Source organism: Klebsiella sp. CTHL.F3a (assembly GCF_019890895.1).
GTDB lineage: Bacteria > Pseudomonadota > Gammaproteobacteria > Enterobacterales > Enterobacteriaceae > Klebsiella > Klebsiella grimontii.
The window spans coordinates 3,361,286-3,378,713 of sequence record NZ_CP082360.1 but is presented as its reverse complement, the minus strand read 5'-3'; the positions used below and the strand labels follow the sequence as shown (position 1 = coordinate 3,378,713).

Annotated in this window: 10 protein-coding genes; all 10 read left to right on the top strand. The window is 47.7% G+C overall.

Translation table 11 applies throughout. The annotated features are described in order from the left end of the window. The first annotated feature begins 933 nt into the window (after window positions 1-933). The 10 genes from K7H21_RS15895 to K7H21_RS15850 all read left to right on the top strand — a co-directional run bounded on the left by K7H21_RS15895 (window position 934) and on the right by K7H21_RS15850 (window position 17,363). The gene (locus K7H21_RS15895) at window positions 934-3,291 is read left to right on the top strand and encodes a type VI secretion system Vgr family protein (protein WP_223035215.1); all 2,358 of its coding nucleotides are present in this window, start codon (window positions 934-936) and stop codon (window positions 3,289-3,291) included. 15 nt (window positions 3,292-3,306) lie between these two features. After that, window positions 3,307-5,952 carry a lysozyme family protein gene (locus tag K7H21_RS15890; protein WP_228751058.1) on the top strand — a complete coding sequence of 882 codons (2,646 nt, stop codon included), beginning with the start codon at window positions 3,307-3,309 and terminating at the stop codon, window positions 5,950-5,952. Continuing rightward, window positions 5,942-6,298 (top strand): hypothetical protein, encoded by a 357-nt coding sequence (locus K7H21_RS15885; protein ID WP_142983432.1) that lies wholly within the window; start codon window positions 5,942-5,944, stop codon window positions 6,296-6,298. Before K7H21_RS15890 ends, K7H21_RS15885 begins: the two co-directional genes overlap by 11 nt. A gap of 116 nt (window positions 6,299-6,414) precedes the next feature. Continuing rightward, a complete protein-coding gene (locus K7H21_RS29020) occupies window positions 6,415-8,091 on the top strand; it encodes a hypothetical protein (protein ID WP_228751057.1) in 1,677 nt (558 codons plus the stop codon). A 198-nt stretch (window positions 8,092-8,289) separates the two neighbouring features. Further along, the gene (locus K7H21_RS15875) at window positions 8,290-9,036 is read left to right on the top strand and encodes a hypothetical protein (protein ID WP_142446086.1); all 747 of its coding nucleotides are present in this window, start codon (window positions 8,290-8,292) and stop codon (window positions 9,034-9,036) included. Between the two features lie 265 nt (window positions 9,037-9,301). Then, window positions 9,302-11,236 (top strand): glycoside hydrolase family protein, encoded by a 1,935-nt coding sequence (locus K7H21_RS15870; RefSeq protein WP_228751056.1) that lies wholly within the window; start codon window positions 9,302-9,304, stop codon window positions 11,234-11,236. Between the two features lie 26 nt (window positions 11,237-11,262). Then, window positions 11,263-12,099 (top strand): hypothetical protein, encoded by an 837-nt coding sequence (locus K7H21_RS15865; RefSeq protein WP_223035214.1) that lies wholly within the window; start codon window positions 11,263-11,265, stop codon window positions 12,097-12,099. Window positions 12,100-12,524: 425 nt separating this feature from the next. Beyond that, on the top strand, window positions 12,525-12,788 hold the full coding sequence (locus K7H21_RS15860) for a PAAR domain-containing protein (RefSeq protein ID WP_223035213.1): 264 nt from the start codon (window positions 12,525-12,527) through the stop codon (window positions 12,786-12,788). Between the two features lie 2 nt (window positions 12,789-12,790). Further along, window positions 12,791-13,999 (top strand): hypothetical protein, encoded by a 1,209-nt coding sequence (locus tag K7H21_RS15855; RefSeq protein WP_223035212.1) that lies wholly within the window; start codon window positions 12,791-12,793, stop codon window positions 13,997-13,999. Further along, a complete protein-coding gene (locus K7H21_RS15850; protein ID WP_223035211.1) occupies window positions 13,992-17,363 on the top strand; it encodes an ImcF-related family protein in 3,372 nt (1,123 codons plus the stop codon). The genes K7H21_RS15855 and K7H21_RS15850 overlap by 8 nt, the downstream gene beginning before the upstream one ends. Window positions 17,364-17,428: the final 65 nt, after the last annotated feature.

The following is a 17,428-nucleotide window of genomic DNA, read 5'->3' as shown; positions in this document are numbered from 1 at the left end:
CCGACCCGCAATAAGGAAAAGGGCTGGCTGGAGTTTTACAGCCTGTATATGCATCTGGCACCGATAGCCGATTACCCTAAATCTCCCTGCTATAAAGTCAGGGACGGTCACAGTGGCATACTGTTACGCCAGTATAAAAACGGGCAAGATGGGTTACCCGAGGGGGCGCCGGACAACGGGGAGTCCGGGACATATCCTGCTCCGGCAAAAACGAGAAAGAGCCTGAAGGCGGGCGACCGTTTTGTATCCTTCCGGACGGGGCGTTTTTACGTCACTTTTATGCACTAGCTAAAACCGACATAGTACAAGGGCCATTTAAGTTAGATGCTAATGATAGTGTTTATATTAAGAAGGAGCATGATGCTAATTATCCATTAGCTCTTTATTTCGAAACTAATGGTAATAGTATCAAAGTGGAGTCTTATGAGGTCGATGGTAGTGAACCTCATGTGGAAACATTTTTTTACTAAAACAAATAATAAAAATGTAATTGTATTAATTTCATGGGAGCAACGGCACTCTGCGGAAAAGATAAATGGAACTGCGTATCATGTTTATGGTTATAACTATTCCCTTAATAACCTTTCTATAAATCCTTCTATAAAAAAAGACCAGAATCTTAATGGCCTTAATGGAGAGTTTAATGGTGAGGAGTTACATTTCAAATATAAAAATGCAGCAGAAATCAAGACGTATCTACAATCCCATTATAAATAATTCCGGAAAGCTTTGGTGCGACTCGTTAAGCTAAAGACACATCCAGCTCAAAGAATTTAAGGCGGATTTGAAGAGAAAGATGAAAAGTACAGCGATGGACAAAGAATACTTTACTTCAGTCCTTGCGGGCTACGGGATCTCGTAATCTTGCCCTACCAGGGATGAGGAAGAAGGCATCGTGCTGACATTTGACGAACAGGAAGAAGGAACGCGGCAATGAGTGGATCACTGATGAATAAAGGACTCTGTCTGACAGAAAAGCTGATCGGCCAGTCACGGTATCGTGTTGACGTTCATGGCTGCACGGAATTCCTGGATGTATTGCGTTACAGCGCGGTTGAATCCCTCAGTCAGCCCTGGCGCTATGACGTGGCGATCACCTGTTCCTCTGAAGATATCGCCTGTGACACGTTACTGCTGAAACCCGCGTCATTTACCTTCCAGACCCCGATGTTTGACGGAACACCGGCCCTGCCTGTAAGGACGGTATTCGGCGTGGTTGAGTCGTTTCGCCGTGTGTCCACGTCGAATGATGATACCCACTACGCGCTGACGATCGTTCCCCGTATCGCCCTTCTGGACTATACGAAAGGGAGCGAGATCTACCTCAATCAGTCGGTTACTGAGGTGGTTGAACAGGTATTGCGTAAACACGGTCTGGAAGGACCCGATTTTGAGTTCCGGCTCTCCCGGGAATATCCATCCCGGGAGCTCATCACCCAGTGGCGGGAAACTGACCTTGAGTTTATCCAGCGCCTGCTGGCGGAGGTGGGTATTTACTGGCGCTATGAAATGGACAGCCGTCTTGAGCAGGACGTGGTGATTTTCCAGGACAGCCAGCAGCAGTATGAGTTCGGTGTCACCCTGCCATTGCGCAACCAGGCCGGGATGAGCGACAGCGGGCAGGAGAGCATCTGGGATATTCAGACTGTATACAATGTGGTGAGCGGAAGTGTGGCCACCCGGGACTACAACTACCGCGAAGCGCTGAAACCTCAGGACAGCTCCGAAAGTATTTTCAGTAAGGAAGGGATCACCACCGGGGAAACGTACCATTATGCGGAACCCTTCCTGACAGCAGGTGATAGTGAAAGCACAGAGTCCGGGGCGTATTTCGCCCGTCTGCGTCACGAGCGCATTCTGAACGCGCAGTATCGCGTCAGCGGGCATTCCTCCAGCCCTCATCTGGCGCCGGGTCAGGTACTGGAAACGGACGGAACGCTTCCCGATGCCGTCAAAGAAGGCATCGTCATCACCACGGTGCGCACCAGCGGTTCACGCAAAAGTAGCTTTACGCTGACGTTTGAGGGCATCCCCTACAGCGAAACCGTCTGCTGGCGTCCGGCACTGCTCAGTCGTCCGGTGATATCCGGTTCGCTGCCTGCCCGGGTGGAAAGCACGCAGAAAGGCGACACTTATTCCTGGCTCGACCCGGAAGGACGTTACCGGGTAAAACTGGACTTTGACCGCAGCAGTCCTGCACAGGGTTATGCCTATTTATGGCTGCGACTGGCTAAACCCTATGCCGGTGATACCTACGGATTCCACTCCCCGCTTATCGACGGAACGGAAGTGGCCGTCGTTTTTGACGGCGGAGACCCGGATCGTCCCTACATCGCCTATGTCCTGCATGATTCAGAACATCCGGACCATGTCACCAGTGACAATCATACGCGGAACGTGTGGCGTACCCCGGCGAACAATAAGCTGCGGATGGAGGATAAGCGCCAGGAAGAGCATATCAAGCTCGCAACGGAATACGGCAAAACGCAGCTGAACCTGGGACACCTGGTTAACGGTCAGCGTGAAAAACGCGGGGCCGGTTTTGAACTGCGAACGGATGAGCATGGCGCGGTTCGTGCGGCAAAAGGGCTGTTCCTGACGGCGGATGCCCAGGCCAAAGCCCAGGGGCCGGTGCTGGAAATGGCCCCTGCCATCAATCAGATTAACCAGGCCAACAGCCAGATGCAGGCCCTGAACAGCGCCGCTGAAGCCGCCGGAGCCCTGGTCTGTGACATCAATACCCAGATTTGTCTCGTGACCGACAAAATCAAAGACCTCCAGTCAGCGGTGCTGCTGGGTAGCGCGCCGCAGGGGGTAGCATTGACCTCAGGTGAACACCTTCAGCTCAGCAGCACCCGCAATACCATGATCAATGCCGGTCAGCATCTTGATATCGGTGCGATGAAAAATCTGTCGGTGAGCGTTGAAAAAGCGCTTGGGCTGTTTGTGCATAAAGAAGGGGCAAAGCTTGTTGCCAACCAGGGAGACATCGAGATTCAGGCTCAGCACAACACGATGGCCCTGTTTTCTGAAAAGCAGCTGACGGTGACCAGTAGTGAAGACGAAATTATTATCAGCACCCCGGAAACCCTGACACTGAACGGTGGTGGGTCTTACCTGAGGCTGAGTAAGAACGGGATTGAGCATGGTTCCGAGGGGATGATGGTGATGAAGGTCGCGAGCTATCTGGTGCCTGGAAGTGGCAGCAATCTGCCACTGGAGACACCGGACTTTAAAATGACAGACGTGACGGTTACGACAAAAAATTCCGCCAAATGGACCAGTGAATAGCATGGAAGGTTATTTATGACAGCAAAGCTACCCAAAATCAGTTACCCCGTACCGTCAAACAAAAATGGTCATCCCTTTTCCTCTGTGGAAGAGTTGTTATCGATGGTCGGAGGAGAAAGCTCAGGACTGTATCTGGTGGGAAGTCAGGGAATGTGGCATGGCGGTATCCATATTACTGATACCACTATTCCATGGTGCGCCCTGAGTACTGACAGCGAAGCTGAGAATGAGTATTGTCGTGAGCTTTATAAAGGGGAGCAATTTATTCGTTGTATGGCGGATGGTGAGATAGTTGCCTGGCGCGTCAGTAAGGACTATGAGAGTGCTGCGATTGAATGGCGCGGTGAAAAACTGTTCCTTTCGACCTCTTTTGTGCTGGTGAAACATTATATCCAGCCGGGTGATACAGCAGAGAGCGGACTGACATTTTTCACGCTGTATATGAATCTGGCGCCTTATGCTGCTTATAAACAACAGGGCAGCCTGGCGGACAGAAAAGTGGCTGGCGTTCAGCGCTATTACTCCAGTGCGGAAGATTTGCAGGCAGGGCGCGCAGCCGGAAAACTGGGGAAAGACACCGTAGTCACGCTGAGTGACACTATTGTGACCCGCAGCAGCGACCAGCGTCAGTTTACCAAAGTAACCATTACCCGTGAGACGAAGAATACAGAAGGAGAAACACTTGCCGCAGGCACCCGAATCTGGACGGTATCAGACCAGGGGTATCTGATAGCAACAGAATCGGTGCCTGTTCCGTCCTGGTGGGCAAAATGTTCTCTGGCTTACACTAATGAGTCAGAAGGCGTTGTGAACTGCACTTCGCGTACAAACTGGGCGTACTATCTGAGCAGTGACGATGTTCTCCAATATAAAAATGCAGGCAGTCTGGTAGCCGATTTTCCGCTTTCATACGAGCCCGGTAATACCGCACAGCAGGTCATCCGTCCAGGTAAGAATCCTGGCGATGCAGCAAGAACATTCAGTCTGGTCACGCTGGGCCGGGATAAGGATAAGCTGAAAAAGGGCGACCGGGTATGGGTAGTATCAGACGGCGACAGTCTGACGCCGGTTGCACCGGCAGCATCCGGTAGTGAACCCGTTTTTAATGATGTGTATGTACCTTCAGCGCCTGTACCGGTCAATGCCGGAGACAGTCTTGGGCATATGGGTTTTTATCAGCTACCGGAAGAAAACGGCAAACGCTCACGCTACCAGGTACATATAGAATGCCTGAGCATGGATGATATGGAGACGTTCATCACTTATCCCGGAAGAGCAGGAGAGGATGCGCCGGTGTATCTGACCTGGAAAGCTGATGCACCATTGTTTGAAAAGGGTGAGCGGGGAATGGTTGCGGGCAGTCGTAAAACAAAGATATCGGGTATTCTGACACTGGCAAAAGTCCCAGGCGTTGATGCTGAGGGGAATACGCTGAGCAGTAACAAGGATGCGGCATATTATCAGATACGTCCTGAAGGTGGCTGGCTGGCGGCGACCAGCGTTCAGAAAGTTTCGCAGTATGCGCTTGATGAGCTCGGATTTGTCACACTGAATAAGGCTCCGGAAAGTTTTGACCTGATTGATGGAATAAAACAACCGAATAACGTGGTGAAGGGTATTCTGGAGCAGTTGTATAAAGCGGCACAGGATGAAACCCGTACTACTCACGCATTGAACAAATATAACTACCAGCGATTGCTGGCGTTGATAGACGATAACCATGACGGGTATTACTCGGTGCAGGAGTATCTTCAGGCGGTGCATAATGTCTCCTATCGTGACCGCTTATACCGTGTGATTGCGAAGCACGCCAGTGAATGGTATTACGGCAAGGATGACCCGCTGTGGAAGACATACCTGGATACCTTAACCACAGATGCGCCGTTGTGGAAAACGTATCTGGAAGCGTTTCTGGATAAGATGACATGGATGAAGGCGGTGTCGGAAAAGGGCGTTGTGCTGGGGCCGGAGCCGTGGCATATGCATCCGATGGTGTTTTTGAGTTCAATGATGGACGAAAATGAGATGGCTCTTAATTGGTTAAAAGTACCGAAAGGGCAGCTTACTTTCGATGCTGAGGGAAATGATATTAATACTAGCCCATGGTTTAGTCGTAAAATTCATTGGCCAGGCGGAGTATCAGGTGTGACAATTGGGCGTGGGTATGATCTTGGACAACAAACTACGGCAAATGCTGACCTTACTCAGATAGGTATTGCCAAACTATTAAAATCTTGGCTTGTCGGTTCTCAGGGTTTATCTGGGCTAGATGCCCAATCAAGGTTTAACTCAGCTTCTGAAGATATACGGAACTCTACGATAACCAGAAAACAGCAATATGATATGTTTATGATTAGTTATCAAAGGCTAGAAGACGATGTTAAAAGAATATGCCAGAAGCTAAATACGATTCGTGTCTATCACCCAAATCCTCAAGCAACACCAGAGCAAGCATGGAACGATATACCAGAGAAAATAAAAGAAGTACTTATTGATCTCCGCTATAGAGGTGATTATACACCCCATGCCAGATCTCTTATGCAACGGTATGCATATTCAGGGGATTTAAACTCGTTCGGTAATGTTTTATCTACCCGAAGCAATTGGCTAAATGTTCCAGAAGAAAGATTTAATCAAAGGATTTCTTTTTATGAAAACTAAAGTGTTGTTGATTTGCATTTTTACTTTTTATTCATTAAATGTTTTTGCTGCTTTTAATGATGCTGAAAATAAACAATTGTTGGAAATTAACTCCAAGTCCGAAAGATTGAAGGAGGATGCTATATCGTTATTAACGCAAGCCCAACAAAATCAAGCGAACGATAACCCAGAGAAAAAACATTTAATTGATTCCCTTAGGGCGTCATGGGATATTACCATTGAAAAAAGATGTTTACTGGAGACATCAGAATCACATGGTACTGATGCGGAAATTTCTGAAGTCAATAATTGTTTAACTAAAGGTTACAAGGAAGAAACGGAATATTTTAAGAATATGCTACCTTAACGGATGTATTATCTAGTGGTAGTGGCCAAAGTCCTGGCGATGCAGCAAGAACGTTCAGTCTGGTCACGCTGGGTCGTGATAAGGATAAGCTGAAAAAGGGCGACCGGGTATGGGGAGTGTCAGACGGCGGCAGTCTGATGCCGGTTGCACCGGCAGCATCCTGTAGCGAACCTGTTTTTAATGATGTGTATGTGCCTTCAGCGCCTGTACTGGTCAATGCCGGAGACAGTCTTGGGCATATGGGCTTTTATCAGCTACCGGAAGAAAACGGCAAACGCTCGCGCTACCAGGTACATATAGAGTGCCTGAGCATGGATGATATGGAGAAGTTCATCACTAATCCCGGAAGAGCAGGAGAGGATGCGCCGGTGTATCTGACCTGGAAAGCTGATGCACCATTGTTTGAAAAGGGTGAGCGGGGAATGGTTGCGGGCAGTCGTAAAACAAAGATATCGGGTATTCTGACGCTTGCAAGGGTTCCCGGCGCTGATGCTGAGGGGAACACGCTGACCGGTAACAGGGACGCTGCATATTATCAGATACGCCCGGAAGGTGGCTGGCTGGCGGCGACCAGCGTTCAGAAAGTTTCGCAGTATGCGCTTGATGAGCTCGGATTTGTCACACTGAATAAGGCTCCGGAAAGTTTTGACCTGATTGATGGAATAAAACAACCGAATAACGTGGTGAAGGGTATTCTGGAGCAGTTGTATAAAGCGGCACAGGATGAAACCCGTACTACTCACGCATTGAACAAATATAACTACCAGCGATTGCTGGCGTTGATAGACGATAACCATGACGGGTATTACTCGGAGCAGGAGTATCTTCAGGCGGTGCATAATGTCTCCTATCGTGACCGCTTATACCGTGTGATTGCGAAGCACGCCAGTGAATGGTACTACGGCAAGGACGATCAATTATGGAAGACCTATCTGGATACGTTAACCACGGATGCGCCGTTGTGGAAAACGTATCTGGAAGCGTTTCTGGATAAGATGACGTGGATGAAGGCGGTGTCGGAAAAGGGTGTGGCACTGGGACCGGAGCCGTGGCATATGCATCCAATAATATTTTTGGAGGCGATGAATAGTTCATCTAAATGGTTTGATATCGAAAAATTCATTCAAAAGTATAAAGAAAGACATTCTGTAGTTTTTGGGTTCTATGATCGAGGAACTAAAATAACAATCCCAGAATTGACTCCGGACTCTGAAGAGTCATTGCGAAATCTTTTAAATGAAATGAAGAATCAATATTATGAGAATTTTTACGATTTTAATGAAAAGTTTGTTTCTTATATGCTTGCTACAATAAGAATAGAGTCTTATGCCTATAGACAGAAATTGTTCTTCAAACCAATTAGTGAAAATATTTCATATGACAAGGCGGAAGTTGATTATGGTTCAGGTCCAACGGCATCTAACCGACAAAGAGCTATATTGAACCACAACACAGATATTGGTGATGGGTATAAATATCGCGGGCGTGGTTTGGTTCAGTTAACATGGAAAATTGCCTATGAGAAATTCAAATCATTAACAGGTATTGATATAGTTACCAATCCAGATCTTTGTCTTGAAATTAGCACGGCTGTTTCAATTATGATGAAAGGTATGAAAGATGGTGACTTCAGGGCTGGGCATACATTAGAAACTTATTTGGGAGCAGGTAAAAAGGATTACTTTAATGCAAGGTTAATCATTAATGGTTATCGAGATGGTATTCCTGATAAAGCTGACGAGTTTAAAGATTACGCTGAATTATTTGAGGTGATAATAAATGAAACAATGTAGTAGTGCATTGTGCCTTGTTTTATCTTTATGCTCCTTTTATGTACATGCAGACGCTGACTTAGATGTCACTGACTGTTCTCTAAAGGGAAGTACTTCTTGCGATGTTTTTATGAAAATGGAACGGAATATTAATGATGTATCTTACAAAGTTGAATTGGCAGATACTGAAAATGGAAAAAAATACTCCCTTATTTTGATATGAATGAAACGACAGAAAATGTCTCTTTGCAAAAGTATGGAGACAGATATGTTTTTTCAAAAGAGTATTTTGATAACACCAAGGCTATAGAGTTTATTACATTTAAGTATGAAAACAAAGTCCTTTCACCTGTAACATATTATTATATTGAGAGTTCTATTGATTTCAGTAATAACGTAAAGAAATGGTCTGGCAAGGAATGTGGTACATCGGCAGGAAAAATCCCTGAAAAAAAAGATGGCTTATTGTTACAAGTGGCCTCAGAATTATGTGTTAATCAAGTTAAGTTAGCATACACCCCAAATAAATATATAGGAAGTGATATCTTATTTCATCTATCGCAATTTATTAATGGTGTTGAAAAAAAACAGCTTCCTGTAATTTTGCTTGATAATAAAGATATTGATTCTATAAATTTGAATGATATTGGTTGTTTAAGTGACTGTGATATTGCATCTGACTCAACTAATTACATAGGTAAGTTAAACGAAAAATTCAGAATAGGCCTGTATCTCGAATATAATAACAATAACGTTTCTGGTTTTTATTTTTATGAAAAAATGAAGAAGAAAATAAATGTAACCGGTCGTCGGAACGGTAAGAAGCTGACGCTGTCAGCCTCTGTCCCTGAAGGAATAGAAACGTTTGATGGTCTGTTAGACAATGGGAAATTTAAAGGAGTATGGTCAAATGCAACAGGGAATAAAAGCTATCCCTTCATCTTTTATATGAAGCTAATCCAGTAAACGGGCATCCGGTGAACCCAGTAATACCGCACAGCAGGTCATCCGTCCAGGTAAGAATCCTGGCGATGCAGCAAGAACATTCAGTCTGGTCACGCTGGGCCGGGATAAGGATAAGCTGAAAAAGGGCGACCGGGTATGGGTAGTATCAGACGGCGACAGTCTGACGCCGGTTGCACCGGCAGCATCCGGTAGTGAACCCGTTTTTAATGATGTGTATGTACCTTCAGCGCCTGTACTGGTCAATGCCGGAGACAGTCTTGGGCATATGGGCTTTTATCAGCTACCGGAAGAAAACGGCAAACGCTCGCGCTACCAGGTACATATAGAGTGCCTGAGCATGGATGATATGGAGAAGTTCATCACTAATCCCGGAAGAGCAGGAGAGGATGCGCCGGTGTATCTGACCTGGAAAGCTGATGCACCATTGTTTGAAAAGGGTGAGCGGGGAATGGTTGCGGGCAGTCGTAAAACAAAGATATCGGGTATTCTGACACTGGCAAAAGTCCCTGGCGTTGATGCTGAGGGGAATACGCTGAGCAGTAACAAGGATGCGGCATATTATCAGATACGTCCTGAAGGTGGCTGGCTGGCCGCAGCCAGTGTTCAGAAAGTATCGCAGTATGCGCTTGGTGAGCTCGGATTTGTCACACTGAATAAGGCTCCGGAAAGTTTTGACCTGATTGATGGAATAAAACAACCGAATAACGTGGTGAAGGGTATTCTGGAGCAGTTGTATAAAGCGGCACAGGATGAAACGCGCACCACTCATGCCCTGAACAAATATAACTACCAGCGATTGCTGGAGATGATAGACAGTAACCAGGACGGGGATTACTCGGAGCAGGAGTATTTTCAGGCGATCCACAATGTTTCCTACCGTGACCATCTGTACCGTGTGATAGCGAAGCACGCCAGTGAATGGTATTACGGCAAGGATGACCCGCTGTGGAAGACATACCTGGATACCTTAACCACAGATGCACCGTTGTGGAAAACGTATCTGGAAGAGTTTCTGGATAAGATGACATGGATGAAGGTAGTATCGGAAAAAGGTGTGGCACTGGGGCCGGAGCCGTGGCATATGCATCCGGTAGTGTTTTTAGATGCTGTCTCAAACGATCAGAAATTGATTATATTTCCGCTTAAAGTCAAACCGAAGAATGATATTAATGGAGTCTGGAAAAATTATTACTGGGCTGCATCTTTAAGTGACAGCAATGCCTCTCAGGCCATATTTGGTCGAAATCGAAGCGGAGGGAGTCGTAAACATGCTGCTCGTGATTTGTATACAGAACCTTCGACAGAAGTTGTCGCTGTTTGTGACGGAACAGTCAAAAGCATTACAGCTTATTATATGGGAACATCACAAATAACAATCGAGCATAAAACGAATGATAACAGACGTTTTTTTGCACGTTATGGAGAGGTTGATCCTAATAGTATTACTGTTAATGTAGGGGATAACGTGAGTCAAGGTAGTATAATAGCTAAAACAGGTTTAATGATTTCTCCAGAAACAAACAGGCATCCCAGCATTATAGTGGGGCAGACTGTTTATATGCTACATTTTGAATACTATCCTGGAAATGAGTCTGAATCGCCTCCAAACAATACATTAGATCTCCCTTACAGAAGACGAAATGACTTACGTGATCCGTTGGAAATATTGCGCGAAGGTTACGAGAACACTTTCAGTGAAAATGTCAAAAATGGAAACCGGATTGATATAAACCAGTTACAGGTTTCAGATGAAGGAAAAGCGTTTATCAAAGGATGGGAGTCATTTAAGTCAAAACCTTATAATGATTCAGAGGGCTATTGCACCATTGGTTATGGTCACTTAATTGCAAGGCGCAAGTGTGAGGATATCGTTCTGTCAGACGAATTTAAAGACGGCATCACGTGTGCCCGCGCCGATGAACTTTTTGAAGAAAGACTGCCCACATATGTAAATGAACTTAAGAGTTCAGTAACGGTGAATCTCTATCAGTACGAGTTTGATGCGTTGGTAAGCCTTTTGTTCAATCTCGGTTCCTTACGCAAAGCACCTTTACTCAAATCGAAACTTAATAGCGGAGATTATGCTGGTGCAGCGGACGAATTCCTCGATATTACCAATGACGGTACCACTGGCCTGGTGACGCGCCGTAGGAAAGAATGGGATTTATTCAATAACAATGTTTATGATTCTTCTCATTGACAGAATGTAATACAAGGAATGCTATTGTGAATAAAAAGCTATTATGGATTTACATCCTCTTTGTTTTATCATTTAGCGCTCGTATCCAGGTGAGTGAGGCAAAGGATGTATGGGTTTTTGATAAAGTCTCCAGTTCTACTGTCTTAGGAATGACGGATGCGGACAGGGTTCGCAATCTGACAACGCAGTTTCGACAGGTTGAGATCGTCACTGATTCAAACATTCTCACCATTCAGAATTCCCTACTGGAAAAAGGAAATATCTGCTCTATCAATTTCGTGAGAATAAATAAAACATTGCTTTCTTATTTTTACTCTAAAGATACGGTGGCAATGTATAAGGCACTATTTTCACAGGAAGGAATGCCTCTGACGGATGATATTATTGTCCTGACATCTCTCAGGCCTGGTGAAGAATGTCCCGAACCGTACAGTGAACTCATAGAGGCTAAGGGGAATTTGTTTTTCTCTGAACAAGACTATGTGGTGTTCATGAAGAAAAAAACTGGGAATGTAACTTCGGGGAATAAAGATAAAATTGATTTTTGGCAATACTGTAAAGACGCTGCGGTAGGCGCGGCCTACGATGGAAGAAGTAAATATAGCTGTCAGTTTAGTCATAAATCCATAGCTGAAGTGTATTCCAATATTCGTGCGCTCAGTCATTATCAACATGCGTTAAAGGAAAAGTTGCCGAGTAAAAATATTAAATACCCTGTTGATGGAGGATATACCATTTATCAATGGACTGATCGCAACACGCTAGAGATAATAATTGAACAAGAAAATGAGTCTGTCCGCTATTCCATTAAGTATAAAAATAATAGTGCTGACGTAGTAATCGAATCGGATACACAATATTAGTTATCTTAGTCGTGTCACAAAAAAACGCCTGGTGTTTGGTTTTATTAATGAGGTAATTTGTTATTTTTATTGATATTAATTCAGGAATGAATATCATTGGTCTGGTCTTCTGGGGAGGAAGCATGGACGAAGGTGATTATTATAAAGTATATGGATATACATATGATAAAAAAGGGAATGTTCATACCAATGCGATTTTAGACAATAATTTAAATTTATCTGATTATAATGCAAAAAAATAATTCATTTAAGTATAAAAACGCGATCTCTGTAAAAAATACATACTTGAGAATCATTGTTCCTAGCAGGAAAACATAAAATTTATAAAAAGGTTCCCCTCTTATTTCCTGGGTCAAGACTGATACACTTGAGTAATAAATATTAATTTATTCTATCCTGTATGCAATAAATTAATGGAGATACAAATGTTGCAAATTATTCGAAAAGGCGACAAGACCACTCACGGTGGTTCAGTCATGACCTGTTCTGGCACCATGATATTTGGTGGGATTGGCGTGGCGCGTAAAGGAGATATGGTTTCCTGCCCGATACCGGGACATGGTCCGACAACTATCATCGAAGGCAACCCTGATTATCTTGATAACGGGATCCCGGTTGCCTGTCACGGTCATAGATGTGGCTGTGGCTGCACATTGATCAGTTCTTTTGCTCCTGCCAGGGTTGCCTGAGTATGCCAGTCCTGCTTGATACCATCCCTGAAAAGGCGGCGAAGGTTCCACGACCTGATACCCGCCGATGGCTGCTGTTCCTGGCATTTGTCATGTCAGTAGGGATTGCTCTAACGCTCTGGAACTGGACGACAGAACGCACTGGCTTTATTTTCTGGTTTACTGCCCTGGGATTGCCTTTCTGTCTCTGGGGACTGCTTTTCTCCCTGCGCCGGTTTGCATACAAAGCAGAGCAGGTGGGGGCTGAGTCCCGGAATGTGGAACGCGAAGCGCTTATTGATCGCGAAACTCGTCGGGGCCAGCGCTATGCCTGGATACTCGATACATACGTTCAACACTATTCAGGAAATAGTGCTGGTGCACTGGTGAAAGCACTTAATCATACCGTTCCAGCTTCAGAGGCCTCAACGCCACGGGGTTCCAAAGCTGCTGTCAGGTATGCAGCCTTAGCCAGTTTTCAGACAGATCTGGATACAGAACTTATCTCCGCCACGTCAACACTCGTTTCCCATGTACAAAAAATTACCGACACTCTGTCGAAGGATGTTCATTGCTGCCTGATGCTGGACTGTGACGAGGATATCCGACCCAAACTGGAGGAGCACTTCAGAAATGAACTCACTACCAAAACCGCGCGGGTTTTCAGGCTCCTTTCGGGCAAAGGTCTGGCGGGGTTTGATGCCTGGCTGGACCAGCGCTGGGATACTCCAGGCATCCTTGCAGGAGTAACGTTTTCATTGCCAGCGCAGCCTGATGAAGGCGACGCCGATGCCATAACCCTTGTGGTGCTCAGCAACCGTAAGGCTGTTGGTTATCCTGATGCCGTATGTCTCCACCGCCCTGAAAGGGGCCTGGAAACCGGGCTTATAAAAACGCTGGACAGGGCACTTTTATGGGCCGCAACAGCCCCTGAAATATTAAAAGCAGCCTGGTATACAGGACCAGTCCTTTCAGGCGGAAGTGGATGGAATATGGCTTGTGAAGATCACGGGGTGACATTCAGCTTGTCAAAAGACAATCATGGTATTGATCCCGCTCTGGGATATGCCAGATGCGCCGCCCCCTGGCTTGCTATTATTCTTGCCTCTGCTGCATGTAACGATAATGGCCCGCAGGTTATCGCCGCACAACCCACCGCTGACAAAGACGACGTCTGGATCGCCGTCATCACCAAAGAAGAAGTTCGCAAGGAATCGCCCAGGAATGTCTAAGGTAAAAGTAAAAACTCTCATCGGCTCCGTTGTAACTGTCGCCTTTTTCCTGACGGTCATCGTGGCATTTTTGTTTTATGCCTTTCCGGAAAGTGTGGCCTCTGCCACCGGCTTCGGGCCCTATGATGGCCAGCGCATACTCACATTATGCGCCGTTATGGTTGCTGCGTTGTTTTTACTAGGCTGGCTGACTGAGAAGGCTTTCGACTTCGCCGGTAAATCCGGGTTGTATTTCCACTGGGGGCAGAAAAAGTCTCAGATTGCCGCTCCGGTGACGAATACTATTGCCAGCGAAGAAGACGACGAAGAACCGGTCTTCAGCGAAGACGCGGTGTCCGAGCACCTGCGGTTTCGCTATGGACGCCGCTGGCAGCGTAAAGTGCGACTCCTGCTGGTGATGGGCAACCCGGACGACGTCCAGAAAGCGGCCCCGGGCCTGTGTCATGATCTGTGGCAGGAAGGTGACGGTAACGTCCTGATTTATGGCGGTGACGCGCAGTCACTTCCGGATGAGATCTTCCTTTCAAAACTGAAGCGTCTGCGCCCCGGCCTGCCGGTTGATGGCATCGTTCAGGTGATGAGTATCTCAGCCCTCCCGACGGACAGCGAGCGGGATGCCTTCTTGCGTTGCCGACAGAAAGCCGACCACCTGCTGGGCTGGCAGGCGCCTGTCTGGCTGTGGCTGACTGACAACGCTACAGGTGCTCAGCAGGACGCGGAAACGGCTGCGACAGGGGTGATATTCGGACCGGAAGGCACTGTAAAAGAGGCGGATAAGGCCCTGACTACGCTGTCTCAGCGCCTGCAAAAAGCCGGTATGGCACAAATACAGAATAATCCGGCCCATAACGGCCTGCTTCAGTTATCTTCCCGTCTGCAACACGAACTGAAAGCCAGTCTGACTGTTTTGCTCAGCGGGTTGATGCAGGGATCTGCGGCCTGGCGTTTACGCGGTGTCATGTTCAGCCCTGAACTGGCCGTTGCCGGAACGGTACCGAACACGCACCTCGACACACCGACATGGAAAGCCGTCATTGATGACTGTGATGCCATCAGCGGCAGGAAGCTGGGCATCGACTGGCTGAAGATGCTGCGGTTAATTCTGCTTTCCCTGATTGTTCTGTGGGGGGCTGGTACCCTGCTGTCCCTGATCGTTAACCGTACCCAGATTTATCAGGCGCAGGAAACGGCGAGGCAGGCAGCGGATACCGCAAAACCACTTGCTGAACGCCTGCACAACCAGCTCGTCCTCCAGCAAGCTATTGCCCGTCTGCAACATCGTGAGGCGACCGGCGCTCCATGGTACACCCGTTTTGGTCTTAATCAGGACAGCGATACGCTGGCCGCATTCTGGCCCCTGTATGCGAAAAACAACGCGCAGCTGATGAGGGATGCCACAGCAGATAGTCTCAGGCAGCAGCTGAATGCGTTTGTGCAACTTCCTCCAGCCAGCGATGCACGTACGCAGGGCACACAGCATACCTACGACGTGCTCAAAAGTTATCTGATGCTGGCCCGTCCGGATAAAGCGGACGCTAGCTGGCTGGCAAAAAACGTCCTGAAAGCCTTACCGAAACGCCAGAATGTGCCGGATGGCACATGGCAGGACATAGCCCCAAAACTACTGGGCTTTTATGCGCAAAACCTCCCGGCACATCCGGAATGGAAAATTAAGCCTGACGCTGAATTAATAAGCACGGTCCGTCAGATCCTGCTCAAGCAGATTGGCCAGCGGAACGCTGAGTCCGGGTTATATCAGGACATGCTTAAGCGCGTGGCCAGCAACTGGCCTGATTTGACGCTTGCAGATATGACCGGCGACACCGATGCCTCAACAGTATTCAGCACTGACGAAATCGTCCCCGGAATGTTTACGCGCCAGGCCTGGGAAGAGCAGGTCCAGGATGCAATTAACGAGGTCGTCAAGACACGACGTGATGAAATCGACTGGGTCCTGACGGATAAAACGCACCAGGCAGGAAGTGATATCTCCCCGGAGGCGCTGAAGGCCCGCTTGACAGAACGCTACTTTACCGATTTTGGTAATGCCTGGCTGAACATGGTCAACAGTATTCAGTGGCAGGAAGCCACGTCTCTTTCTGAAGCCATTGCCCAGCTAAGTCTGATCGGTGATATCCGTCAGTCTCCGCTTGTGGCCCTGATGAATACGCTGGCCTGGCAAGGAAAAACAGGAGAGAAGGGTGAGGCACTGGCTGATTCGATAGTGGATTCAGCGAAAAAACTGGTTGGCCGGAAAAAATATACCCGACAGTTCATTGAGCAGGCGCAGGGGCCGAAAAGTCCATTGGAGGATGTTTTTGGACCACTGACGGGATTCATGGAAGGTAAAGAGGGCACGGGTACCAACGGTAACCTTAGTTTCCAGTCCTGGCTGGCCCGCGTTACCCAGGTGCGGCTGAAGCTTCAGCAGGTCACCAGCGCCCCGGATCCGCAGGCTATGTCGCAGATGCTGGCCCAGACTGTGTTCCAGGGTAAAGCTATCGATCTGACCGATACGCGTGACTATAGCAGTTTGGTGGCGGCGAGCTTGGGTCAGGAGTGGAACGGGTTCGGCCAGTCATTGTTTGTGCAACCGCTGGATCTGGCCTGGAGACAGATACTTGCTCCGGCTGCAGGTAGCCTCAATGCCCGCTGGCAGACAAGCATTGTCGAACAGTGGAACAAGGCCTTTGCGGGGCGGTACCCGTTTAAAGCCACCGGCAGCGATGCCTCCCTGCCGTTACTGGCTCAGTTCCTGCGTAGCGACTCGGGCCGAATCACTACCTTTCTGAAAACTAATCTTGGCGGGATCCTCCACCAGGAGGGGAGTCGCTGGGTCGTTGATCCTTCCGCAAGCCAGGGAATGGTTGTCAGCCCGGATTTTCTCCGGGCGATTAATCAGCTGGCGGACCTGTCAGATATCGTGTTTTCTCAGGGCGATGCGGGGGTTCACTTCGAACTGATGGCGCGTCCTTCACGGGATGTTGCCAGAGTGCAGCTTACCCTCGATGAGCAGAACCTGGATTACTTCAATCAGATGGAAAGCTGGCAGAGCTTCACCTGGCTTGGGAATACTTACTTTCCAGGCGTGTCGCTCAGCTGGCGTAGTGTAAGCAGTGGTATGCAACTCTACGTCAGTCACCAGGGCAACTGGGGCTTCATTCGCCTGCTGGACAAAGCCCTGATCACGCCTCTTGATGCCAGCCGGACGCAACTGGTGTGGATCACCCCGGACGGGAATCCGCTGAAGTTCGTCATGCGCAGCGAGCTCGGCGACGGTCCGCTTGCCTTACTGAAGCTTCAGGGATTCACGCTGCCCGACACTATCTTCAGCGTCGCGGCTGGCGCTGAAGAGCGCCGGTAACGATGGGGAAATAGCCCATAACGACGATTCTCTGGAAGCGGTTGTGAGGTTTATGAAAGAGACTA